This is a genomic window from Bacillus sp. RO1 (genome assembly GCF_012524115.1).
In the GTDB taxonomy this organism is placed as follows: domain Bacteria; phylum Bacillota; class Bacilli; order Bacillales; family Bacillaceae_I; genus Sutcliffiella_A.
Genome location: NZ_JAAZWB010000072.1, coordinates 19164 through 44511 on the forward strand (window position 1 = coordinate 19164; position 25348 = coordinate 44511).

The following is a 25348-nucleotide window of genomic DNA, read 5'->3' on the forward strand; positions in this document are numbered from 1 at the left end:
TATCTAAATCACTGAATCGGTTAGATAACTCCCCTGAAAAAAGTAAGGAGTAAGGAATAGGTGAGGATTTGCTAAGTTATTGCTACTTATTGAATGCTTGTATGGAAATTGATGAAATTCAATTAATTTGGAGGGTGATGATTGAAAAGTAGAGTCCTTCTTCTTTTTCTGCCAGCCATTAGTACCAGGAACCTGAACTGCCGGTTCAATCTGCATATCATTATGAGCTGTTATGGCATCACTGGATAATGGAAAAGAGTGTGCAACTTCTCCATACGCCAAATAAGGAAAGGAAAGAAATAAGATAGCTATAATTATGTAAAGGCGCTTTTCCATCATGATCTCATTCCTTGACGGGGTTTTTAAGAAACATTTTACTCCCATAAATTACAGAAGGCAATATCATAAAGACTGTAATGGGAAAAAATAAAATATGTAATTTTATGTTAAAGTTGTTATAGATTAATAGAAATTGAATAAAAGGGGAGTTTGGATGGTAGATGGTGTTCTTACATTAAAGTTTCTTGTTAGTTTGATTGTATTTGGAGTATTACTAATCGGAGCGGTTATGCTAGTACTTCGCAAAAGCAGGTTCGGACCACTCTTTGTTGCTTTGGTGGTGGTTGTAGGAGGATACTTCCTGTATGACCAGATAAGGTCGACTACTTCAGATGCTTCGGTACTTGCGGAATATCGTGAAGATAGTGAAATCAGGCATTTGAAAATTAGTAAAATTACATTTGACTCAGGCTTATATACATACAAAGAAAGCATATTACTCGAAGATGAGAAAACAATCCGAGATATTTTGGAAGATTTGTCGGGTCTTAATTTAAAAAGGGAAGTCAATAAGGAACAAGGTGGAGCGGAGTATGTGCTTGATTTGCTGGTATCGAACCCTAACGATAACATCATTGAAACAGGCACCATTCACATTACAGTTGGAACAGAGTATATAAACGATTACAAAATTGTCAGCGAGAAGGACCATCTAAAGACAATTAAAGAGCTGGAGGTAAGAGAGGACTTGGAATGGGAGAAGGAATAAATGAGTTTATTCCTTCTCTTGCGTTTTTTTGTTACGTGTAAAGGAGGTAGCAATTGCAGCAGATTAAAATATTATAGACCGATATTTAGTTATGGGGGATAATATTATGTCCATATGATAGAAAAGGGGATGTGTTTAATTGAATAAAGTTATGGAGCATGAAATTCCTTTCATGAGAGAAGCAAACAGGGTACAACAGCTTACCAAGGGGTTTTCCAACGATCAGAAATTCGTAATTGATGATAAGTACCTTATTCGTCTTTTTCCTTTAGACGATGTTAATCATAGAAAAAGAGAATTAGAAACAATTAATATGTTATCCTCACTCTCTGATTTTGTGCCAAAAGCCATTGAAATTGGTGTACAGGAAGCACTGGGGTTAGCTTATATGGTATTAACATATCTGCCAGGTAAGGATGGGGAAGAGGCGTTAGGTAGTTTGACAGAAAGAGAGCAGTATCATGTTGGGTTTCAAGCGGGGAAAGAGCTAAAAAAATTGCATGAGTATCCTGCTCCTGAAGGAACCGAACCGTGGAACATACATAAAAAAAGAAAAAGTGATAGATACATAGAAGAATTAAAGCTACTAGAAGATATAGACACCGTGGTTATTAGTAGACTTATACCCTTCGGTCAAATAGACGGGTTCTATTAGACAGTTTGCCATATATGGAGGTGCTTTTGTTAAATAGAATGGAAAAAGGGGTTCTTCAATGAAGAACCCCTCCTGAAAGATCCTATTTCTTCTTCTTTTTCGATAAGTCCACAAAACCTTTTTTTACTACTTTTTCTAAAGCAACATGAATATTAATATGTCGATCATCAACAGGATTTACACTGAGAACTTTCCCTTTGCGCCCCTTTATCTTCAATTCCTCATCCACGTTCGGCAACTCTTTCCGATACTGACTTAATACTACATTCTTATTTTCCATAAAGTAAACGAAATACATAGAAAACTCACCTGTTTCATTTTAGAATGGGTTATAGGAGCTTGCTCTTATAACACTTTTTACAAATTATGTTTGGATACATAGTTTTAGACCATATTTGGAGGTATGGTTGGTAGAATTGAAATGATTATTAGGGAGTGTATATATTGGTCCATGCGTTTGTACTGTTTATCATGGCTGGAATAGCGGAAATTGGTGGGGGCTATTTGATATGGCTGTGGCTTAGGGAAGGGAAATCTGCGTATTTGGGATTTGCTGGAGGTATCGCCTTGGCGTTATATGGTGTGTTGGCAACGTTTCAAAGCTTTCCTTCATTTGGCAGGGTTTATGCTGCTTATGGTGGTGTATTTATCATACTTTCGGTACTTTGGGGATGGGGAGTTGATAGAAAGACTCCGGATTTCTTCGATTGGATTGGAGCAGGTATCTGCTTGGTCGGGGTTTCGGTCATGTTATTTGCACCTAGAAGCTAATGGTGGGAATGAGGACAAAGTTAGGATGAATTAAGAGATGCCGGGGTTCATAGAAGTTCAATGAGGACAAAGTTAGTATGAATACTGAGTTGCCGGGGATCATAGGAGTTCAATGAGGACAATGTTAGTATGAATACTGAGTTGCCGGGGTTCATAGGAGTTCAATGAGGACAATGTTAGCCTAAATTAAGAGTTGCCGGTGTTCATAGGAGTTCAATGAGGACAATGTTAGCCTAAATTAGGAGATGCCGGGGTTCATAGAAGGTGAATGAGGACAATGTTAGCCTGAATACAGAGATGCCGGTATTCATAGGAAGCCAATGTAGACAAAGTTAGCATGAAACTCAAGGAACTGGCATTCAAATGCCAAAAAAGAAAGAAACTGCACCACTGCAGTTTCTATCAAAAACTATTGCTCCGAATTCTGACGCTTCGTCGGATGGCTTGCGCGTTCCACTTCTTCAGCAGAAACAACTTGCTTTACGCTCTGAGCGTTAGGCTGTCCCTTTTGACTGGGACCATTATGGTTATTATGCTTAGACATAGAGATCTCTCCCTTCCTTATTCTCCCTAATTAATGTGGGTAAGAAAGTAATGATTTATACACCAGGAGGGACAGCCGTTCCATTTGCTTGTACAAGTTTATAATATTGGCTTTCATATTGTTTATCCAGATGAGGCAGGAGGTTCTCCAATGCTCTAACAACCCGTTTCAAATTGATACCTGTTTCAATGCCCATTTGTTCGAGCATATAGACAACGTCCTCTGTTGCAACATTACCAGATGCACCAGGTGCAAACGGACAACCCCCAAGGCCGCCTGCTGATGTGTCAAATCTATCTACGCCAGCTTGAAGTGCAGCAAAAATATTAGCCAAAGCCATACCGCGGGTGTTATGAAAATGGGCGGTTAACATTACGTCAGCTAGTTCCTTTTTCAAAACTGAGAAAAGCTGAAAGGATTCCTTTGGATTCGCCATCCCAATAGTATCTGCAACACTTAATTCATCCACACCAAAAGTAACAAAGCGCTTACATAATGCAAGGACATCCTCCATTGCTACCTTCCCTTCATAAGGACAATAAAATGAAGTTGAAATACACGCACGTACAAAGTATCCTTGGTCTTTTAATTCTTTTACTAAAGGTTCCAATTCGACCAAGCTTTCCTCGGTAGTTTTATTAATATTCTTCTTATTAAATGTATCGCTCACTCCAACGAACACAGCAGCATTTTTACAAGAGGTGCTACGTAACCTTTCAATGCCCTTCTGATTTGGCACTAACACAAAATTACGAGAGTCCCTGTCATTGCAATTTTCAATGATAGTAGCTGCATCTGCCATTTGTGGTACCCATCTTGGTGAGACAAAAGAGGTAAGCTCCATCTCTGGAATACCAGCTTTCTTCAGTTCACTTATAAATTCAATTTTCGCATCCGTTGGTAAAAATGTTTTCAAATTTTGTAACCCATCACGTGGACCGACTTCGATAATGGTTGCTTTGGACGGCAATTTCATCGTTGTTTCCCCCTTCACGAATAATTTCTCCCATCCTTAATTTTAGGGAATGTAGAGGGGGAAAAGCAAGAATAATAGAAATTTTATAAAATAAAGAAGGATTTTCGACATGAATCTAGAAATTAATCAGTCGAGAGGAGAGGAAAATATGTCGAATAAAGAAGTAGTCATTGTAAGCGCTGTCAGAACAGCGATTGGAAGTTTTGGTGGGGCATTTAAAGATGTTTCCGCTCCACAGTTAGGGTCCGTTGTAATTAAAGAAGCGCTCGCAAAAGCCGGGCTTGCACCAGATAGTGTAGATGAGGTAATCATGGGAAATGTACTGCAGGCTGGGCTTGGTCAGAACCCTGCAAGACAAGCAGCAATGGCGGCTGGCCTTCCACAAGAAGTGTCCTCCATGACAATCAATAAAGTTTGTGGATCAGGACTGAAAGCAGTTCACCTTGCCACACAAGCAATCCTTGCTGGAGATGCAGACATTGTCGTTGCCGGTGGGATGGAAAATATGTCTCAGGCACCGTACTTGTTAAAAGGCGCACGTGACGGGTTTCGCATGGGAGACCAAAAGGTAGTGGACAGCATGGTAGCGGATGGGCTAACTTGTGTTTTCAATGACTACCATATGGGTGTCACTGCCGAAAATCTGTGTGATAAATACGAGTTAACTAGAGAAGAACAAGATGAATTTGCTGCAAACAGTCAACAAAAAGCAGTCCAGGCAATCGAAGACGGCAAGTTCAAAGACGAAATCGTCCCGGTGGAAGTGAAGAAGAAAAAAGAAATTCTGACGATAGATACAGACGAATATCCTAGAAAAGGAACCACAGCTGAAAAGCTTGGCGGGCTGCGACCTGCTTTTAAAAAGGATGGGTCCGTAACAGCTGGTAATGCATCAGGAATAAATGACGGAGCTGCGGCTGTAGTGGTAATGAGTAAGGAGAAGGCGGATGAGCTTGGTATCAAACCGCTAGTTAAGATCGTGGCAAATGCAAGCAGTGGGGTAGATCCTAGTATCATGGGAATCGGACCTGTTACAGCCGTGAAAAAAGCGATGGAAAAAGGCGGACAGTCCATGGAAGATATGGACCTGGTGGAAGCAAACGAAGCTTTCGCAGCACAGGCACTTGCGGTCGGCAGGGAATTGCAGTTCAATCCTGAAAAGCTGAATGTTAATGGCGGTGCAATCGCACTTGGTCACCCGATTGGTGCGAGTGGAACTAGAATCTTAGTAACACTTATCCATGAAATGAAACGCCGTGAAGCGAAAAAAGGACTTGCAACACTATGTATCGGCGGCGGACAAGGTGTCGCGACAATTATAGAAAACATATAAAGAGAGAGGTGCAACTTAAGATGAAACCAATTTATACATCCTTTACAGAAGCGGTAAAAGACATTCATGATGGGGCAACCATAATGGTCGGTGGTTTCGGTTTGTGCGGGATCCCGGAGAACTTAATTCTTGCACTTGTGGAAACAGGGGTAAAAGATTTAACGGTCATTTCCAATAACTGCGGTGTTGACGAATGGGGTCTTGGACTTCTATTGAAAAACAAACAAATCAAGAAAATGATTGGCTCGTATGTTGGCGAAAATAAAGAATTTGAACGTCAAGTATTGTCTGGCGAGCTAGAAGTAGAGTTAACACCACAAGGTACACTTGCGGAGAAAATTAGGGCAGGCGGAGCTGGAATACCTGCATTCTACACACCAGCGGGAGTTGGAACACCCATTGCAGAAGGCAAGGAAGTCCGTGAATTCAACGGAAAAGAATACTTGCTTGAAGAAGCATACAGTGCGGATTTCAGTTTGGTCAGAGCAACCAAGGCGGATAAAATGGGGAACCTCATTTACAACAAAACAGCTCGCAACTTTAATCCAATGATAGCTGCAGCAGGGAAAGTGACGATTGCTGAAGTGGAAGAGCTTGTAGAGATTGGTGACTTGGATCCAAACTTGATTCAGACACCAAGCATCTATGTTCAACGACTAATCGTAGGTCAGCAAGAAAAGAAAATTGAACGTGTTACCACAAGAGACTAGCAAGGAGGGGAACAAACGATGACAACTATAAATAACCGCGAAAAAATAGCAAAAAGAGCAGAAAAAGAGATCGAGAACGGCTACTATGTGAACCTTGGAATCGGAATGCCCACTCTTGTGGCGAATTACATATCCGATAACAAACAGGTAGTCCTACAATCAGAAAACGGCCTATTAGGCATTGGGCCATACCCGACAAAAGAGAATGTGGATGCAGACCTAATTAATGCCGGAAAAGAAACCGTAACGGCTATCCCTGGAGCAGCCTACTTTGACAGCGCTGAATCATTCGCGATGATTCGTGGCGGTCATGTAAATATCGCAATTTTAGGTGGCATGGAAGTTAGCGAAAACGGTGACCTTGCCAACTGGATGATCCCAGGAAAAATGATCAAAGGCATGGGTGGCGCGATGGACCTTGTGCATGGTGCCGAGCGTATCATTGTTATTATGGACCACGTAAATAAAGTTGGAGAAGCAAAAATCTTGAAGGAATGCACCCTGCCTTTGACGGGTAAAGGTGTGGTGGACAGAATCATCACAGACCGTGCTGTAATGGATGTTACAGAGCAGGGCTTAAAGCTTGTGGAAGTGGCAAGCGGCTTTACTGTGGAGGATATCCAGAACTCAACGGAACCAACGCTGATTGTGGATGAACATGTGAAACTTGAGGCTTTTTAAATTTATAACATAAACAGGAGGGAGCGCATATCCTCCTGTTTTTTTGATCTATCTCTTTACCTCCTGACGTAAAGGACAACTATGGCCAAAATTATTAGTCCGCCTATAAAGAATGGGCCTACACCCGAACTATAAACAACATAAACCCGGACGTGACGGACAACATTAACAACAATGAATAGCAATAGGAATATTGTTAAAAGGATGATTAATTGGTTATGTTGATTCTTGTACAATCCATTCAGCCCCTTGGTTGAAGCTTGGGAAAGATTAGGAAGGAATATCTCCTTATAAAACACTATGATAACTTGATCTTGTATTATTCAAAAAGTTATATTCAGGTCTTTTATCCTATAAAATGACTTAGATTTTTACATCCTAACTTATAATCATGCTAAGAGCGATGTTAGTACATTAAAAATAAATGTTTGTGAATTAAAGAGTGATATTGATACATTAAAAGTTGAGTTTAATCAATATAAAGATGAATGTCGTCTTGATGTGAAGATGATTGACCTACGATTTAACGCTACAAGCGAAAAAACTGATTCAATTAAATTTGATACTGATCTTCTTATTGAGAAAAACGCCAAATTAGATTTTAGGGCCAATAGGTTAGCGAAAAATACAGAAGTTTAAAGTTTCCTCAAGATAAGCTTATATCCAACCCCCTAATTCCTACGCCACTAGGATGTAAATCTCCTTAAGTACAAATACCCAAGAAAAAGCACTGAAAAATGTAACGGGTTCCGTTACCTATTGAAACTATAGAAAAACCTATAAATTGCCCATCAGTTTTTAAGAAGATTTGATAGGCAATTTTTGTTTATTCAAAAGTTTTCCAGTCAGATATAAGGGGGGCAGTTGAATCTGTAACAAATTGCAAAATATCAATAGGCAATTGTATGGCGGCAAATACACCTGCAATCTATAACGCAAATTCAAATACAAGCATTTGTTATGTGAATTGCATAACTAATTTAACAAAAGTTTAGTGGAATTTTATGCTAAAATTAAACAAAATTCAATGTAAGCGTTATTCCGTTAAAGGGAGTTTAATGGAGTAATGAAAATTTTGGTAGATATAAAATTTAGAAAATGATAGCGAAAGGCGGAATAGTCTTGTTAGATATTTTCCCCATATATATATCTTCATTCGAGCAAGAAAGACTAATTAGAGTATATCTACCTGAAAATTACAACAAGGAAAATAAGAGTTACCCCGTGTTGTATATGCACGATGGGCAAAATGTTTTTCAAGATAATGATGCAATTGGTGGCAAATCTTTAGAACTTGAAAGCTACTTGGATGAAAATGGATTGGAAGTTATCGTTGTCGGAATAGACCAAAATAGCGATGAGCGAATAAATGAATATTGTCCTTGGATAAATGGAGAATATAGCAAGAAAATATTAGGTCAGGCTAGTTCAGCTGGTGGAAAAGGTATACAGTATGTAGACTTTATAGTGAATGAGCTAAAGCCAATCATAGACAATAAATACCGTACGTTAAAAGATAGTACTGCAATGGCAGGAATTTCCTTGGGAGGACTTATTTCCACTTACGCTATGTGCCGTTATCCTCAAGTATTCAAAAGGATAGCTGTTTTGTCTTCAGCTTTTTACCGTAACCAGGAGGAAATTGTAAAGTTACTACAAGATACAGATTTGTCATTGATTGAAATGTTTTATTTAGACTGCGGAACGAAGGAAGCAGGTAAAGAAGATGTTATAAATAATGAATTTTTAGCATCAAACAAAGCTGTTTTTTCAATATTGAGAGAGAAAATACCCAATGCGAAAATTGAGATAATTAAGGATGCGGAACATAACTATTATTTCTTCAAGAGGAGAGTTCCTGAAATTGTTTCTTATTTACTGTCAGTAAAATAGATAAGAGCACTTTAAAGTATCCCTAGGATATTCAAACAAAACTATAAATAATTAAATTTAACATCTTTTTCAACTAAATAGGAACTTTTCTGTAAAAAAGAAGGTTTGAATTATGATGTATTTGAGTTATAAGAGAGGGTGGGTAAATGTATTGGAAATTAAGAATACCTCTGCTATTGAGGGTTATAGGTGTTATTTCTGGATTTGTTCAATAGTTCCCATACCCTTTTTCTTGTTAATATTTCCAACTTATTTAGCAGTGCTGTGTTTATCGGTCTAATTGGTATCATTTTTACTATTTTAGAAAAATCAAATGTGAATGACAAAAAATCTCACTTTATAATCGGTGTTGCAATAATTATCTTCGGTATTATTTTGACTTCCTAATGTCATAGTAGTTTATTGTACAATCTAGGAGCTATTGTTGAATAATCGTCTATCAAAATATACTATTACTAACTCAGTTCATTTTTGAGCTGGGTTATTTTTGTATGTTAGAACAAATTTAATTTTCTAAATACACATATATTAAAACTAAAGGTTTGGTATTTTATGTTAATATATACAGTGAGGATTTTCAATAAAAAGTGAGCTTAAAACTCTAAAATAGAACAAGGAGTTTATTCAGATGGTTAACCCGTTTGATTCAATTACTGAATTTATTTTTGTGGAAACTGCAGTTTCCCTAGCAGACGTAATATTGGTGCCAGGTGCCAATCATCCTCCATTAATGGAGAAGGCTGCTGACTTATATAAACAAGGATTGGCTCCTTATGTACTTCCATCTGGCGGATATAAAGCACACGTTGGAATGACTGAGTGGGAGTATTTACGAAACCTTGCCATGGAAAATGGAATACCTGAAGAGGCAATTTTAAAAGAAGACAAGGCACAACATACATTAGAAAATGCTCGTTTTTCGTTAGAAGTTCTTCATAGTAACAATATAGTTCCGAGAAAAGTGATTGTGGTTTGTAAAGCAGGTCATGCTCGACGTTCATTATTATGCTATCAAGCTGTATTCCCAAAAGATTGTGAGTTTCTCATTTCACCGTGTGTTGATAGATATGGAATAACAAAGGATAACTGGTTTTTAACAGAAGTAGGTATAAAACGTGTAATGGATGAAGTTAAGAAGATTGGTACATATTTCAGTGAAATCCTTCCTAGTTGGAACAATAACATACACCAATTAAAAGAGAAAGGAGGTAATAAAACATGAAACAGTTAATCGCCCTCGGTGGAGGAGGTTTTTCCATGGAACCGGAGAACCCATTGTTAGATCGCTATATTCTTCAACAATCAGGTAAACCTACACCTAAAATATGCTTTATTCCCACTGCGAGCGGTGACGCGGATAATTATATTGCTAGGTTTTATCAGTTCTTTGAGAGGCAAGAATGTGAACCATCCCATCTTTCTCTATTTAACCCGCCTACGAGAGATTTTGAAACTTTTTTATTAGAAAAAGATATCATATATGTCGGAGGTGGTAACACTCGAAACCTATTAATACTTTGGAGAGCATGGGGGCTAGACGTCATTCTGAAAAGGGCCTATGACAAAGGTGTCTTACTTGCCGGTATTAGTGCAGGGTCCATATGTTGGTTTCAAGAAGGTGTGACTGACTCCTTTGGTGATGTTTTGGAACCTATTCAGTGCTTAGGTTTCCTGGAAGGTAGCAATTGTCCTCATTATGATGGGGAAGTAAAAAGGAAACCATCTTATCAAGAATTGGTGGGAAGTAATAAAATTATCCCAGGTATTGCAACCGATGATGGTGTTGCCCTTCATTATGTGAATAATAAGCTGGAGCATATTGTTAGCTCAAGGCCAAGTGCAAAAGCATACAAAGTTTATTTCGAGAAAAAACTTATTGAAGAAGAGCTTCCAACAAAGTATTTAGGGAGTTAAGAGAGGAATGCACCGGTGGTAAATAAACTAAGTTGGGTAGGAAGCAAAAAACATTTTGTAGACGAAATCAGTGTAATGACAGTCGGAGAAAAGGTTGTTCTCGGTCGTTTTGGCGGGACTTCCACTGCAGGACAATTTAAAAATGAGGATGGTTGTTTAATCTGGTGTGATGATAAACAAGATTGGGAGTTTGTGATGTTGCTAGATGCCCATTTTACAGCAGAAAGTGCCGAGTTGGTCACTTCAACAATTGAGAAAAACGAATCAAGGTTTTTAGACATTTTTACATTATCTGTAGTTAGTTTGTTTGCAAGTTTGAATAGCTTGGTTTTGGATATTTTTCAAAGTAAAAGTTTTATCCAGGATTGTGAGAATGTTCAGGGGGAGACAGCCTGTTTACTTGTTTTCCGAAAAGACAACTATTTGTGGTGGTTCTCTATAGGAGACTGCTTATTGCTACTGCATCACCCTGAACTTGAGCGGTTAGGCGAATATCAACAGAATCATCGCAGCTTTTTTGAATGGGTCGGTAAAGAAAGTACATTCAACAAGAAAGTTCCTTGCTATAGCACGGGTGTGAAGGAAATGAGAACTGGCGATAACCACATATTCATGACGACTGATGGATTAGTGGAATGTCCGAATACTTCATATAACAATGCAAAAGATATCTACCTTATGTTTCAGAATGTCGATACTTGTGAGGTAGGAGTTAGGAATCTACTAGAAGATATTCAATCAAAAAATGTACGGGATAGTACAACGATTGTTTCCTGGGTGATACAAAAAAATGAAGAGGCAACCATTCCAAGTGATTTAAAGTAAACCTAAAAAAGGTAGGTACTACATACATGTCTTTTCATATGAGAGTAAGAGCTGGCGCATTAATCATACAGGACGACTCAATATTATTAATTGAATTCCATGATCAAAATGGGTTGCATTATAATTTACCCGCTGGAGGTACGGAGCCGGGCGAAACGGTAAAGGAAGCTGTAAAAAGAGAAGCAAAAGAGGAAGCGTCCATAGATGTGGAAGTGGGTTCTTTAGCATTTGTTTATGAATATGCCCCTCATATAAATAACGGCAAGTACGGTGAAACGCATTCCTTAGGGTTAATGTTTGAATGTAACATAAAAGAAGGCTGTATTCCAAGAATGCCGGCGAAACCAGATCCTAATCAGACAGGTGTGAAATGGATTCCTTTAACCGAATTGGATAAAGTGATTCTATATCCGAATATTAGGGAACACATTCTTAAATATGTAAAGAATAAACGCAATCTTGAAATCATAGAAGAGCATCATTTGGAGGATTACCTTTAATGAATGAAGAAGAATTCATCAGACCTGTAAACGGTTTTTATCTGGATTGTAAAATATACGGGGAATCAAGTGAATTTCCAACTGTAATCATGGATGCTGGATATGGAGACTATTCAAAAGCGTGGGAATCAATCTATCCTGAAATATCGAAATTAACTCAGGTCATTCTATATGATAGAGCTGGACTTGGAAAAAGTGAAAGAAGCTCTAATCCGAGGACCAGCCTTTTTATGGTAGAGGAATTAAGAGAGGTCTTAAAGAGTAAGAAGGTCTTGCCGCCCTATATTCTTGTGGGTTATTCATACGGTGGTGTAAACATGCGTTTATTCAATAATTTGTACCCACAAGAAGTGGCTGGTTTAGTGTTGATAGACTCTACTCCAGAAGAATACCCGGAAAGATTTCTCCCCACGATGACTGAAGAATTCAAAGAGGCCTATAAAAACCAGTTCACTCGTGAAGGGAACTTCCATGAGTTTATGGATAGTTTACAACAACTTCAGAAAAGTAATAGAGTTTCAAATACACCCACTATTGTTTTGTCGGCAGGGAAAAAAGATCATTATTCCAAAGAATCCCAAGCCTTATGGAACAGGATGCAAGAGGAGGTTCTAAAATTCACAACAAACGGTCAATTCATAATTGCTGAAAATAGTGCTCATTATATTCAGAACGATGAACCGCAGCTGGTAATAAACATAATTGTAAGATTTATCGAATCCTTAACAAACATTAATCATTCCAATAATAGGATAATGATTAATGAGAAAAATCTAATAGATGTCCTTTTTGAATCTTGGTCTATAACCACAAGTTCGAAATGGAGTCCTGAGAATCCTGCTAAAGGACAATGTGGAGTAACCTCATTAGTAGTTCAAGACTTTTTGGGAGGGGAAATTGTTAAGACTTTGATGCCTAATGGTTGGCATTTCTATAACAAGGTAAATGGTATTCGTTATGACTATACATCCTCTCAATTTGATAAAGGAGTTAATTACTCCGATACTCCTTCCAACAGATCAGAAGCATTTCAGAATACAAACCTGGATCAATATCATACGTTAAAGAAAAATGTGTTGTCGTACGAGATAAAAAGATAAAGTGTTTAGGAGATTATTAATATGACTATGTACGAAAAAGACAAAACCAATCCCCTTGCAGAAGTGGGTGAATGGTTATGATGGAAAAGAAAAGAATGTGGCTGTGGTCAATTTTGATAGTGTTTTTATTTATAGGCTTTTGTTCTCCAGTAATAGGATGGCTGCTTAAGCCTTCTACACCACTTGATGTTTTGATTGTCGATAAAACGGTTCCGGATGATTCATACAGGGAACATTTAGGACTGACGTGGTTACTCAACCAGCAAAAAATACAGAAAACGGACGGAAGTAATTATAAACTGCATTCAGATTACGTCGGGTATGACCCTGTAAGCGATGTGGCTAATAATGTTAGAGCATATCCTGAAAATAAGGTGCATGATGTAATCTATATAGCAGATGGATACGGTGTTTATCAAGAGGATATTACAACAGGTAATGCACAAGGGCAACGTTCCGAACTTATATACGGGGGCATGACATCGGAGGATGTGGACTATATAAGAGAAGCTGTATTTTCACATGGTACTACCTTAATTGGAGAGTTTAATACATTTGGAAGTCCTACGCCTCAAGAGGTAAAAGAGTCATTTTACCAACTGTATAATTTAGAGTGGACAGGCTGGATAGGGAGATTCTTTACAGAGCTTGAAGGGTCGGAAGTTCCCATCTGGGCAAAAAAGAATTATCTTGAGCAGTACGGGAAAGAGTGGGATTTTAGTGGTAAAGGGATGGTATTCGTTCACGATAGCGATAAGCTCTTAATCTTGACAGAGGAAGATATGGAAAAACAACATGTCATGTTTGAATTTACGCAAAATGGCAAAGAACACTTTAATCTTCAGGATAGAGCAGCCTATCACTATTGGTTTGATATTATCGTACCCAAAGAAGATAATGAGGTGCTTGCATCCTTCTCCCTTTCTTTGACAAACGAGGCAGAAGAAAAATTAATAGAAAATGGGATTCCTGTCAAATTTCCAGCCGTCATACATCATGTAAACCCTACTCATGAAAGCTACTATTTCTCAGGTGATTTCGCTGACCAGGCAGAACTCCCATCCCTTTATCAGGCAAAAGGATATACGGCGCTGAAGAAATGGCAGTCAAGGAATAAAGATGATCTGAAATCCTTTTATTGGAGAGTGTATCATCCCATGATGAGTGAAATTATGAAGCAGCAGAAAAATAAGAGCACTGTAAAAAAGGAATTAACTGCTAATCTTGTAGGTGAATCTTATATTCCAGGCAGAGCAGGCAGTGATTATTTACAAATACAAAAAGACGGGAAATGGGAAGATTTTCTGATAAAAGGGGTTAACATGGGAATAGCAAAACCAGGTACATGGCCTGGTGAAACAGCTATCTCAAAGCAAGAGTACTACCGTTGGTTTGAGCAGATTGGCGACATGAATGCTAATGCTATACGTATTTACACGATTCATCCGCCGCACTTTTATGAGGCTTTGGCTGAATACAATCGTATGGCAGAGAAACCCATCTATTTATTTCATGGCATTTGGATTAATGAAGAGGTTTTCCTTGAATCAAAAGATGCTTTTGCGGAGGAAAACGTCAAAGATTTTAAAGAAGAAATCCAACGAACCGTTGATTTAATTCATGGAGATGCAGTGCTTGAAGAGCGTCCAGGTCATGCTCATGGAAATTACACGGCAGACGTTTCACCCTATGTGCTCGGGTGGGTCCTCGGGGTAGAGTGGGATCCGCAAGTAGTACTGAATACGAATAGGAAACATTCAGGTATCTCTGAGTTTAATGGAAAATACCTTTTCACACAAGGCGCTCAGCCATTTGAAGTGTGGCTTGCAGAAATGATGGAGTATACGATTGACTACGAACAGGAGACCTATCAATGGCAGCGACCAATGAGTTTTACAAACTGGGTGACTACCGATTTGCTTGATCACCCTTCTGAACCTTCAGAAGAAGAGGATCTTGTAAGTGTCAATCCTAATTTGATTTTTTCCCAAGAAGAGTTTGAAGCAGGTATGTTCGCTTCCTACCACATCTATCCTTATTACCCGGACTTCCTTAATTTTGAAAAACGGTATGTGGAATATATTGATCATCGGGGAGAGAAAAACAATTACGCAGGGTATTTACAGCATATGAAAGAAGCACACAGCATGCCGCTATTAGTTGCTGAGTTTGGCATCCCATCTTCAAGAGGGAATACTCATAATAATATATACGGTTGGAACCAGGGTGGTCATACCGAAAAAGAACAAGGAGAGATTCTAGCGCATCTCTATGAAGATATTGTGGAAGAAAAAATGGCAGGTGGATTAATCTTTTCATGGCATGACGAATGGTTCAAACGGACTTGGAATACGATGGATTTTGATAACCCGGACCAGCGACCTTACTGGAAAAACGTCCAGACAAATGAGCAGATGTTCGGAATGTTGACATTTGAACCCGGCGAAACACAAAAGATAATAATTGACGGAGATGAAGACGACTGGAGAGCTTTAAATCAAAAATTAGTGTACAGCCCTTCTTCCATCATAAAAGAGATGCAAGTAACGCATGATGAAGGATTTGTGTATGTAAAGCTGAAGGCGGATAAATTTAAAGAACATGAGCTGTCATTATTGTTTAATGTAATGAATAACCAGGGTCAGTCAAAGGTGGTACCTGGGTCTGATTATATAACGGAAGGCATAGATTTCCTTCTTCAAGTTGAGAATGGAAAAAAAGCTAGAATGCTTGTAGATAGTTATTATGACAGTTTCTACTATATGTATGGCCATAAGCTAGGTATGGTAGAGAAGCAGCAGTATGCAGACCAAAAAGATAATGGCCTTTTCCATCCGATCAGGTTAACTTTAAACAAAGAATTAACGTATAAAGATGATAAAGGCGAGGAACAGGTTGTCCCGTTTGACAGCTATGAAACTGGTATATTACGTTCTGGTACTTCTAATCCCAACAAAGAAAACTTTGACTCTTTAACAGATTATTATTTAAATGAGGAGGAAGGCTTGTTAGAAGTTCGTATTCCATGGGCACTGCTCAATGTAAAGGATCCAAGTCAACGAGAAGTGATGGGGGATATGTGGACAGATGATGGATTGAATAGCAGTGCATGGGTTGATGGAATCCGAATAGGTGCAATTGCCGTGTCAAATTCTGATGGAAAAGTTGTAGACAGTTTTCCAAAAACAGTAAATGGAAAGAGCAGGAAGGAAGATTTCTTCTTATATGCATGGAATCCATGGGAAATACCAACTTATCATGAACGCTTGAAACAATCTTACTATAGAATTCAGAAACTTTTTTCTGAAATGGAAGAATAGGTTACACATATACCATGCAATAAATAGGAGTGGAGGAGGAAGTATGCCTCCACTTCTTTCATTTCTAGTTATCTATGAAACTAGATTACATAAATAGACAAAAAAAGTGAAACAACTAGTGATCACCTTTCAAGGTAGATAGCAACCATTGGGGCTGCGATGGCTAAAACAGAAAGAATAATGAAAAATACCTTTCGTCCTTTTGGAGTGGAAAAGTATAATTGAACGAGAAGAAAATAAGTGAAGCTTGAAACTAGTAAAAAAATTGCAAACTCGTACAGCTGTTTGTCTTTCATTACTGCCTTTTCAGTTTGATAGAATCCCAAGTTTGGATCTATAGTTAATGGGTTAGTAACGGCCATGATAATCATCCCTAAAAAGATTACTACGCCCAATAAATTCATTAAGCGCTTCATTGTGAGTTTTGCCATGAAGTTTGCTCCTTGTAGAGTGTGTTTTTAGAGGGAAAAGTGAAAAAAGACAATTTTGGCCTGAAACTACAACTCAAAGTGTCTTCATAAGGCGGATGTGGACATTATAGATTAGAATTTTAAGCTCAAAGTGTCTTCATTAGGACAATGAAGACACTTTTGCACTTAAGTTAAAGTTAAAAGTGTTTTCATAATAATTCTATACGATGAAAAGGACAAAAAAGTTTCATAAAAACGAAAATATCAACTACCTTACTGTTTCACATTCTGAACCTTCAACACTTCCACTACCATCCTACCGATTTGCTTCCCAAGCCGTAATCCTTCATCGTTATCTACTTTAAAGTGAACGCCTGCATACAAGCGAGACTGAGCGGAAGCATCTGTTGTAGCTTTAATCCGGGCTTGTTCCTGCGGGAAATAATAGGTCATTATTTCTTGAGCTGCTCCAGCTATGCTAGCGTGTGCAGACGGATAGGCTGGAAATCGTGGTGTATCAATAATTTTTCTGATGTTTCTCCCATATTGATTGGGACGGGCAACATCCCATAAATATTTTAAATACCAGCAAACTACAAAAACGTCATTCATGGTTGCATGGAAAAATCCTTGCATGCGGGCACAATTTGGGGAGCCCATCGGATACTGCTCAGCAAAATCATACAGCATGGTTGAAAATCTTTCTGCAATCTCACCGGTAGCCCAATATTTTGCGCTTTGAATTTGTTGAGGAGTTAGGGTACTCATGGTTTGTTCGACAATTTGTAGTTCATTGTTCCAGTCTATAGATAAAGGATCTTTTATTTGCCAAGTAATTTCTTTTCCGAAAGGGTCTAGGAATCTATTGGCCCCCTCTCGCCTGATGAAAAACATCGGCCAAAAGCCGGCGTTTGGATTTCCAACTGGGGGAGTTTGCTCTCCTTGATATGGATATTGAGACCATCGCCTGTATTCTGTGCGCATTGTTTCAACTCCTTAGAAAGTTCTTCTAAGAATTTCTTTATGATTGTTGGATGAAATATATGTTAAAAAACAATAAGTTCTTATGATGGAAGCATGCTAAAATAGGAAGAAATGTCTTAATTGAACAAAGGGGAGAGAAAATTGAAAGATTATAAATTAACTTCGGAAGAGATCGTCGCTTCCCCTGAAAAATTACAACCATTATATCGACGAACACTTTTTATTGTCGTTCTATCACAAGTGTTTGGAGGGGCAGGTCTGGCAGCAGGTATCACAGTTGGAGCCTTGTTGGCTCAAGATATGCTTGGTACCAATGCATATTCTGGTGTTCCTGTTGCTTTATTGACACTTGGCTCAGCTGGAGCGGCTTATTTGATTGGGCGTGTTTCACAGCGGTTTGGACGAAGGGTTGGCCTGGCAGGCGGCTTTTTAACCGGAGGAATTAGTGCTCTAGGTGTGGTGCTTTCAGCTGTTACCGACAATGTGTGGTTGCTGTTTTTCTCCCTACTATTCTATGGGGCAGGTACAGCATCTAATCTTCAAGCAAGATATGCCGGAACAGACCTGGCATCTGCCAAACAACGAGGGAAAGCAATTAGTATTGCACTTGTTTCGACTACATTTGGGGCAGTAGCGGGGCCTAATTTAGTTGGTGTAATGGGAGATTTTGCAGTTTCCATAGGTGTCCCGTCATTAGCGGGGCCATTTATTTTAGGAGCAGCAGCATTTATTTTAGCTGGATTGATATTACTTGTTTTCATGAAACCTGACCCTTTACTGGTTTCTAAAGCATTGGAAAATGAAAAACGTTTGGATGCGGAGAACCTCCCCTTAATTGGTCCCAAAAAGAATAACCGAGGAATCATCGTCGGTGGCTCAGTAATGGTGTTGACTCAGATGGTGATGGTGGCAATCATGACGATGACACCCATCCATATGGGGCATCATGGACACGGCTTAGATGCTATTGGTCTTGTAATCGGGATTCATATTGGTGCCATGTATCTGCCTTCATTAGTTACCGGGGTTCTGGTTGATAAGGTCGGACGTACCACTATGGCTTCAGCAGCTGGTGTAACATTGCTCCTAGCGGGAATCGTTGCGGCGACTGCACCAGGTGATAGTTTATACGTACTGATTTTGGCATTGGCACTACTTGGACTAGGTTGGAACTTCGGCTTGATAAGCGGCACGGCAACAATCGTGGATGCCACAACGCCTATAACACGCGCAAAGGTCCAAGGTTCCATGGATGTACTGGTTGCATTATCCGGGGCTACAGGTGGAATCATGTCAGGTATGATAGTAGCACAAACTAGTTATGCCATGCTTTCTATAGGTGGTGGTCTCTTATCTCTTTTATTATTACCTTTGATTATCTGGGCAAGTAGAGATAACGTAGCTCTCAAACAGGAGAAAAATAAAAAAACGGCGTAAGCAGCAATCGTCTGCAAACGCCGTTTTTTCATTATTTTCCTTTTGTCTTTGCTATTTCCTCAGACACAACAAAAGCTAAGTCATCATTCCCAAACATAGCTAATACCCCTAAAACCGTATCATTTGAAATATCCCCGGCCTCTTCTTTGGAAACTGTCAATTCCAAAGCTTGAGCAAGTGCGGGGTTATTTGCTTGATCAGGGTATGCTTTTGTATAAAGAGTAAATGGGTCTAATTCATGGTTAATACACCATTGTGCAAAAACCAGTATCATCATATTCTCTTCTTTTTGGTAGTTTTGTATGATTGCTTGTTCCAAATCTTTTTTATCCAATATTTTCAAACTCCTTTAATTCTAGTATTCTCATTATAATCTAACTCGTCATTTGAACCAACTCGTTCTTTTTAGAGAAATAATTTGAAAAATTAGTAAAAAAGTTATGCTCTTTGTTATATAATAAGTAGATACATATAGGGAGATTTTACCTGATTTTATAGTTAGTGGGGTGGAATGATGAAAATGGCAGTAGGTGATTTACTTTTCGTCAAAGGAAATTGCAATTTTAGTCCTTTTATCCGTTTTTTTCTAAAATCCGAATACACCCATGTAACCATAGCAGTGGATGAAGAGCAAATTTGTGAAGTTGATTTGTATCGTAAAATGGAGATCATGAAAAATCCGTACAAAGAATACGACTTATATAGATTAAAAGTGAATTTGACGGATGACCAACAAGAAGAGCTGCTTCATTTTCTTCATAAAAAGCTATCTACCTCTAAAGGGTATGATTGGTGGCGGCTTATTTCATTATTTGTGAAACGTTATTTTCGTTGGAATATCATTATTCATGAACAGGATCGTTATATCTGTTCCGAAATCATTGATAAGGCTTTTCAACATATTGGGATAGATCTTGTGGAGGATTTGGTGACAGGTGATGTAACGCCGATAGATATAATGAGGTCAAAACGGATTAAGTATATCACTTCCATATATAGAGTCAAAGATTCCTTGGCAGAAAAAGGAAGTGTAAATAAAAGCGGATGAGATTAGTGGGAAGGTTGCCTAAATTGGGCAACCCTTTTCTTTGCATAACAGTTCTTTTCACCTATAAAAAATAGATGGTAAAGAGTTGGGTATCGTCGTATATTTAATCTAGTTATGTGAAAATTTCGAATGGGATCTGAGGAGAACTTATGATGAAAACCAAGCAGTTGGCACAATTAATGGAAGAGACTAATTATCAAGCTGCACTCCAACTTTTTATAAGTACTTTTACTGAATATACGAAAAAGCCAAGATTATCAGCATTCCGCGAGGTTCTAGCGCTGACGGATGAGGATCTGCGGCCGATTTTACAGGTGATGGACCTTGCTCTGATGGATGATGTTTCTGGAACGCTGATAAGAGCAAATTATCGAAAAAAGAAAACAGTAACATCCACGATATGGTATTGTGAGGAACTTATTGATGTTGGAGAATTTATCAATGCAGAGGAATTGTTATTACCTTTATTACAAGAAGACCTAACCAAAAAAGAAGAAGAGAAAATTGTCTATAACCTTGCTATTGCCTGTATCCGTATGCACCGTTATCAAGCTGCATATGAATATTTGAAGAAATGTGAAGAATTGACTTCCAATTCTATGAAAACACGCTGGGGTTACTACTATCTCCAGAAAGGTGAGTGGGAGGAAGGTGTAAAGCATCTCCTTGAAGGGCTAAAGGATAAGAAAGACGGTGCGTATGCATATGGAATGTTAATCAGGCATTATATGCTTCAGGGCAATTGGGCGGAAGCGAAAGGGTATATCGACCTTGCAACGGAAAAATATCCGGATTTTCCAAGGCTGAAAATGGAAAAATTGCGGTATCTTTATAAAATGAAAGAGTGGTCCGAGCTGAGGGTGGCAGTTAAGGAGCTTCAGGATGCTACTCCTTTTCATAGCTATCAGACGGTTAACAGTTTGTGGGTGGCAGAGAGCTTGTACCATCAACATGATATTTCTGCTTTGCGAGATTTTCTTCAAAAGAATGATACGATAGCTACCCAATCCCATTTTAGACATCTACCAGAAACAGTGAAAAGTGAATCCAAACTAATCAAGTATTACAAACCGACCCTTCAAAAAAGCAACTACTGTGTCCCAGCAAGTCTTGAGATGGTGTTTAGCATGTATAATCAACACGTTTCACAAGAGGAAGTGGCTGAGTCCATCTTTACTGTTTCAGGTTCTAGTATCTCTAAAGCTATTACCTTCTTAGAGAAGAGGGGATTTGATTGTAGATACTTTTATAGCAATGTGGAGCTCATCAAACAGATGTTACACTCAGGCATATCAGTCATAATGAGCTTGGAGTATCCTACATCTTCCCATGTACAGGTCGTGGTTGGATATGATGATAATCTACAGTGCCTGATCATTCAGGATCCGAACTTGCCAGATGTTGTCTATGTGGAATATGAAAAGTTTCAGGAAGAATTCAGCAATAGCCACGCGTTGGCAATTGCAGTCGTTCCATCACAAATGGCAGCTTCTCTCCATTTTTTAGATGAAAAAGAACATGAAATTGCTGCTAGGACACAAGTGCTCGGAGAAAATTGTTATGAAGACTTTTCCGAAGAGGACAAATCCTTTATTCGTGAAAACATAACAAACATAATTGTTGCTGCAAGTTTTTTGAAATTTCTGTCAAAACAAAACGAGGAAGAATTGCTGTCACAAGCTGCAGAAGCTGTTGAACAGTCCAATTTTGAAAGAGAATATAAATATCTTATTATCGCGATGGCATATGTTCGCTTAAAAAAATGGGGGAAGGCAGAGGAATACCTTTCAAATGTAAAACCTCATTATTACCAATCTGCCTACTGGTATTTAAAAGGAAGAATCCATTACGAGAAAAACGAACATGAAGAGGCAACACAATGCTTCCGAAAAGGTATCACTTTCGAAGCGGATGACTTTGTTCTGTGGTCCTACCTGGCGCTTTCCACTTCCTTTCAAGGCTTGGATGAACAGGCTCTTACTTACTCGACGATTGCAATGGATATTAATGATTTGGATACATTCACCAGAATTAACCATGGAATGATTCTGTTTGATAATAAGTTTTATACAGAGGCTAGAGAACAATTCAGTTCTGTCTTGAAGGAAGTAAAGTCGCATGGTCATGCTTGGTTTGAAAGAGCAAGATGTGACAAGGAACTAGAACGTTACCGTCATGCAGAAAGGGGATTCAAGACAGCGATTTCTCTCGATCCGGAAATAGCCGTACCATATCGCGATCTTGCCCAGTTGTACGAATTTGTCTATATGCAACCGGAGAAAGTGGAACCTCTTTTACAAAATGGAATAAAAGAAACCGATGAAGCGATTCTTCTACTTCTTGAGCTTGGTGACTTCTATGAGCGCCAGAAAGAGTATGAGAATGCAAGAGTTCTATACTTACGAGCAACAGAGAAGTACCCGGAGGATCCTTCTGGATGGGTAAATCTTGGTCATTTATTAAAAGAAGAAGAGAAATTCAGTGACGCCTACGCATGGCTAAATGAAAATTATGACAGATTTCAAGATGACAGTGAGTACTTGGTGAATGCAGGAAAATATATGTGGGAAGCTGCACTGGCAATGGATGCGCCACAAGGACATTTAGAACAGGCATTGTCACTCTTGGAAAAAGGTATTGATTGCGCGCCTACAAACGTGGAAGATGCATTGGAACTCTATGTCAATCTGATTGAAGAGACTCCTTATATTACTAGAGGAATCACCTTCCTGCAAAACAAACACGAAGAAGATGTGGAAAATTATCTCTATCCTTCATATATGGGTTGTCTTTATGAGAGTAGCGGGTTGTGGTATCAAGCGAAGGAATGTTATGAATTGGGTCTTTCAAAAGCTTACAAACTACTTCCTCTATACCGTCTTGGGGAAATTTTGGTTAAGCTAGGGGAAGATAAGCAAGCAAGAAAATGTTACAAAATGGTCCTTGAACTTGATTCGACTCACGTTCAGGCCCACCTTAATATTGCCGATATCTGTCATCGACTAAACCATAAGGTACAAGAGCTTTTTCATATCCGTAAGGCGTTTGCTCTAAACCCGTATGCGGTAAATATTGAGTATTTCGCCTCTCTTTTAAAGGAAAATGAACTATTGGAACTAAAAGAGAAATTAGGTAGTCTTCTAAATGAAAGAAATGCTTCTTTTGTTTATGACAGCCTTGGTTATGTATATGGAGTGTTGGGAGATTATAGGGCAGAAGAGGAGTATGTCTCAAAAGCCCTTGCTCTCGAACCAGAGGAGATCCCACTTCTTATGCATCGAATACAAATCACCTTGCGAAAGAAGAAATTTGCAGAAGCCAAGAAAGAAATTCTACCATTACTATGTAAGGACATGGAAAACCGCAACTTGTATGAGCTGTTTGTAGATATACATGTCAGTGCAGGTTCTATGCTAACTTTGGAAAAAGTCATAAATCGACTTAAACTTCCTGACCACGATAAGAGTAAAGTCAGCATGTACACAGCAGCGGCCTTTGACAAAGTGCTCATGGCGAGAAGGGAAAACGAAGAGTACGATTTGTCCGAACGAAATTGGTTCAAAAAGCTGAAGAATTTTGGCAAAGCGAGTGTGGACTTTGGTGTCCTGATCAGCCTTTACGAAAACGCGCTCAAGCATGATAGAGAAAATGTCACAGCGGTTTTCTGGCTGGCAGATGTTTACCTGCAACTTGATATGAAAACGGACGCCATCAAGTCCTACGAAAAATTCCTAAAATACCATTGGGAACCTGATGTAGCCTACCAGCTAACCTCTACGATACTGGAGTTACTTGATGAAGAAGCGCCAGCGAAAAAACATCAACAATATTTAGTGCAAGCGAAAGAGCTGGTGGAAAGATGTCTGGCAGAAGAAGAAGCTTCTAGGTATCTGTCGCAGTATGGTTATGTACTCAAGCTTCTCGGTGATATTGAGAAAGCAGAATCAACTTATCAACAAGTTATTGAACTTGAATCCGAGGATCCGGCTGCTTACTATCAATTGGCTCTCCTTTACAGAGAAACCAACCGCGTTATAGAAGCGAAGGAAACAATATGGAGAGCATTACAACTTGCTCCGGACGATACGCAGATTATGAATGAAGCTAGTATAGCCTTAAGATTAAATGGTGAATTTCATGCAGCATTAGAAATGGTAGATAAGGCATTAGAAATTGATTCTGAAGACGCTATGCTACTATATAATCGGGCATGTTATTTGTCTCTTTTAGGTAGATTCGAGGAGTCAGCTGCTCATTTGGCTGAATTATTCGAAGCAGATGAAGATGGGATTTTTATTGAAATGTCGTTGGATGATGAAGATCTGGAACCATTGAAAGAAGCAGGAATGTTCCCTTTGGAAGTGTCAGAACAATAGTTTAGAGCATACAGGGGCAATGCACATGGTGCTTGTTCCTGTTTTGTTTACATGCTACTATCATTAAAATAAATGTAGTTATTTGATAGGAGGAAGCATGATGGTGCATTCAAGAAAAATAATTGTATACATCGCACAAAGTGTGGACGGGTATATAGCAAAAAAAGACGATGATATCGGCTGGCTTTCCATGGTGGAAACCCCTGGTGAAGATTATGGGTATGTGGCTTTTGTAGAAAGTGTGGACACAGTTATCATGGGTAGAAGAACGTATGAGAAAGTATTGTCTTTTGGCGTTGAATTTCCCCACAAAGAACGAAAAACATATGTTCTTTCTAATTCTAAAAAGGGATCAGATAACAATGTTGAATACTACTCGGGTGATGTCAAAGAATTGATTGATAACATTCGTTCAACAGGTGGAGGACATATATTTGTTGATGGAGGAGCGGAAGTAATTAAAGAGTTCGTCAGACAAGATTTAATTGACGAGTATGTCATATCAACAATACCAATCCTAATCGGGAATGGCATTAGATTATTTAAAGAAACCGAACAAGAAAATAAGCTGAAGCTTTTGGAGAGTAAGTCATTTCCTTCAGGACTAGTTCAGAATCGATACTCAGTAATAAGATAAGGGACGAAGATAGGCAGGTGTAACTCTATTTGGAGTGCACCTGCTTTTTTTGTGGGAAACAAGGAGCTTCTACCGTTAATGCGTCAGCTTCGACCATAAAACTGCGACTTTCTACATTTCCCGGATGACCTTCTACATTTCCAAAGCAACCATCTACCTTAAATCTCTAACCTTCTACAATTTATG

Annotated in this window: 23 protein-coding genes and 2 pseudogenes; 18 read left to right on the plus strand and 7 right to left on the minus strand. The window is 38.8% G+C overall.

Translation table 11 applies throughout. The features are described 5' to 3' along the window. Positions 1 to 3 precede the first annotated feature (3 nt). A complete protein-coding gene (locus HC179_RS10760; protein ID WP_168864305.1) occupies positions 4 to 339 on the minus strand; it encodes a hypothetical protein in 336 nt (111 codons plus the stop codon). A gap of 154 nt (positions 340 to 493) precedes the next feature. On the opposite strand from HC179_RS10760, the gene HC179_RS10765 reads away from it, so the two are divergent. Both HC179_RS10765 and HC179_RS10770 read left to right on the plus strand, forming a co-directional pair. Further along, the gene (locus tag HC179_RS10765; protein WP_168864306.1) at positions 494 to 1048 is read left to right on the plus strand and encodes a DUF2157 domain-containing protein; all 555 of its coding nucleotides are present in this window, start codon (positions 494 to 496) and stop codon (positions 1046 to 1048) included. Positions 1049 to 1187: 139 nt separating this feature from the next. Continuing rightward, the gene (locus tag HC179_RS10770; RefSeq protein ID WP_240948510.1) at positions 1188 to 1703 is read left to right on the plus strand and encodes a phosphotransferase family protein; all 516 of its coding nucleotides are present in this window, start codon (positions 1188 to 1190) and stop codon (positions 1701 to 1703) included. Positions 1704 to 1785: 82 nt separating this feature from the next. On the opposite strand, the gene HC179_RS10775 is transcribed toward HC179_RS10770, so the two are convergent. Further along, positions 1786 to 2001, minus strand: a complete 216-nt coding sequence (locus HC179_RS10775) for a hypothetical protein (RefSeq protein WP_168864307.1) — start codon at positions 1999 to 2001, stop codon at positions 1786 to 1788. A gap of 143 nt (positions 2002 to 2144) precedes the next feature. Between HC179_RS10775 and HC179_RS10780 the strand changes: the two genes are divergently transcribed. After that, positions 2145 to 2474 (plus strand): YnfA family protein, encoded by a 330-nt coding sequence (locus HC179_RS10780; protein WP_481747969.1) that lies wholly within the window; start codon positions 2145 to 2147, stop codon positions 2472 to 2474. Between the two features lie 409 nt (positions 2475 to 2883). Here HC179_RS10780 and HC179_RS21200 read toward each other — a convergent pair whose 3' ends face one another. Further along, positions 2884 to 3018 carry a hypothetical protein gene (locus HC179_RS21200; protein ID WP_277350531.1) on the minus strand — a complete coding sequence of 45 codons (135 nt, stop codon included), beginning with the start codon at positions 3016 to 3018 and terminating at the stop codon, positions 2884 to 2886. Between the two features lie 55 nt (positions 3019 to 3073). Beyond that, on the minus strand, positions 3074 to 3994 hold the full coding sequence (locus HC179_RS10785; RefSeq protein ID WP_168864310.1) for a hydroxymethylglutaryl-CoA lyase: 921 nt from the start codon (positions 3992 to 3994) through the stop codon (positions 3074 to 3076). A gap of 148 nt (positions 3995 to 4142) precedes the next feature. Here HC179_RS10785 and HC179_RS10790 point away from each other — a divergent pair, with 148 nt between their 5' ends. The 11 genes and pseudogenes from HC179_RS10790 (at position 4143) to HC179_RS10840 (ending at position 16270) form a co-directional block, all read left to right on the plus strand. Beyond that, positions 4143 to 5327, plus strand: a complete 1185-nt coding sequence (locus tag HC179_RS10790) for an acetyl-CoA C-acetyltransferase (RefSeq protein WP_168864312.1) — start codon at positions 4143 to 4145, stop codon at positions 5325 to 5327. 20 nt (positions 5328 to 5347) lie between these two features. Next, positions 5348 to 6037 carry a CoA transferase subunit A gene (locus HC179_RS10795; RefSeq protein WP_010194325.1) on the plus strand — a complete coding sequence of 230 codons (690 nt, stop codon included), beginning with the start codon at positions 5348 to 5350 and terminating at the stop codon, positions 6035 to 6037. Between the two features lie 18 nt (positions 6038 to 6055). Further along, a complete protein-coding gene (locus HC179_RS10800) occupies positions 6056 to 6718 on the plus strand; it encodes a CoA transferase subunit B (RefSeq protein ID WP_168864313.1) in 663 nt (220 codons plus the stop codon). Between the two features lie 1122 nt (positions 6719 to 7840). Continuing rightward, positions 7841 to 8611 carry an alpha/beta hydrolase gene (locus HC179_RS10805; protein WP_240948511.1) on the plus strand — a complete coding sequence of 257 codons (771 nt, stop codon included), beginning with the start codon at positions 7841 to 7843 and terminating at the stop codon, positions 8609 to 8611. Between the two features lie 628 nt (positions 8612 to 9239). Beyond that, on the plus strand, positions 9240 to 9833 hold the full coding sequence (locus HC179_RS10810) for a YdcF family protein (protein WP_168864315.1): 594 nt from the start codon (positions 9240 to 9242) through the stop codon (positions 9831 to 9833). Next, entirely contained in the window at positions 9830 to 10525 is a 696-nt protein-coding gene (locus tag HC179_RS10815; protein ID WP_168864316.1) for a Type 1 glutamine amidotransferase-like domain-containing protein, read from the plus strand. Before HC179_RS10810 ends, HC179_RS10815 begins: the two co-directional genes overlap by 4 nt. A 15-nt stretch (positions 10526 to 10540) precedes the next feature. Further along, entirely contained in the window at positions 10541 to 11350 is an 810-nt protein-coding gene (locus tag HC179_RS10820) for a PP2C family serine/threonine-protein phosphatase (RefSeq protein WP_346775137.1), read from the plus strand. A gap of 26 nt (positions 11351 to 11376) precedes the next feature. Beyond that, positions 11377 to 11850 (plus strand): NUDIX domain-containing protein, encoded by a 474-nt coding sequence (locus HC179_RS10825; RefSeq protein ID WP_168864317.1) that lies wholly within the window; start codon positions 11377 to 11379, stop codon positions 11848 to 11850. Next, positions 11850 to 12575, plus strand: a pseudogene (locus tag HC179_RS10830) (alpha/beta fold hydrolase); the annotation flags it as partial. The gene HC179_RS10825 and the pseudogene HC179_RS10830, both read left to right, overlap by 1 nt. Before the next feature lie 54 nt (positions 12576 to 12629). Next, positions 12630 to 12950 (plus strand): annotated as a pseudogene (locus HC179_RS21355) (YunG family protein); the annotation flags it as partial. 77 nt (positions 12951 to 13027) lie between these two features. Beyond that, positions 13028 to 16270, plus strand: a complete 3243-nt coding sequence (locus HC179_RS10840; protein ID WP_346775138.1) for a hypothetical protein — start codon at positions 13028 to 13030, stop codon at positions 16268 to 16270. A gap of 122 nt (positions 16271 to 16392) precedes the next feature. Here the strand turns inward: HC179_RS10840 and HC179_RS10845 are convergent, their stop codons facing one another. Together HC179_RS10845 and HC179_RS10850 are read right to left on the minus strand one after the other, a co-directional pair. Next, a complete protein-coding gene (locus HC179_RS10845) occupies positions 16393 to 16701 on the minus strand; it encodes a hypothetical protein (RefSeq protein WP_168864318.1) in 309 nt (102 codons plus the stop codon). A gap of 252 nt (positions 16702 to 16953) precedes the next feature. After that, positions 16954 to 17664, minus strand: a complete 711-nt coding sequence (locus tag HC179_RS10850; protein WP_168864319.1) for a vanadium-dependent haloperoxidase — start codon at positions 17662 to 17664, stop codon at positions 16954 to 16956. Positions 17665 to 17805: 141 nt separating this feature from the next. Between HC179_RS10850 and HC179_RS10855 the strand changes: the two genes are divergently transcribed. Beyond that, positions 17806 to 19101 (plus strand): MFS transporter, encoded by a 1296-nt coding sequence (locus HC179_RS10855; RefSeq protein ID WP_240948512.1) that lies wholly within the window; start codon positions 17806 to 17808, stop codon positions 19099 to 19101. 31 nt (positions 19102 to 19132) lie between these two features. On the opposite strand, the gene HC179_RS10860 is transcribed toward HC179_RS10855, so the two are convergent. Further along, entirely contained in the window at positions 19133 to 19435 is a 303-nt protein-coding gene (locus HC179_RS10860) for a hypothetical protein (RefSeq protein ID WP_168864321.1), read from the minus strand. Between the two features lie 186 nt (positions 19436 to 19621). Between HC179_RS10860 and HC179_RS10865 the strand changes: the two genes are divergently transcribed. The 3 genes from HC179_RS10865 to HC179_RS10875 all read left to right on the plus strand — a co-directional run bounded on the left by HC179_RS10865 (position 19622) and on the right by HC179_RS10875 (position 25162). Then, a complete protein-coding gene (locus tag HC179_RS10865; RefSeq protein WP_168864322.1) occupies positions 19622 to 20149 on the plus strand; it encodes a C40 family peptidase in 528 nt (175 codons plus the stop codon). Positions 20150 to 20298: 149 nt separating this feature from the next. Beyond that, positions 20299 to 24525 (plus strand): tetratricopeptide repeat protein, encoded by a 4227-nt coding sequence (locus tag HC179_RS10870; protein WP_168864323.1) that lies wholly within the window; start codon positions 20299 to 20301, stop codon positions 24523 to 24525. A gap of 97 nt (positions 24526 to 24622) precedes the next feature. After that, the gene (locus HC179_RS10875) at positions 24623 to 25162 is read left to right on the plus strand and encodes a dihydrofolate reductase family protein (RefSeq protein WP_205825293.1); all 540 of its coding nucleotides are present in this window, start codon (positions 24623 to 24625) and stop codon (positions 25160 to 25162) included. Positions 25163 to 25348: the final 186 nt, after the last annotated feature.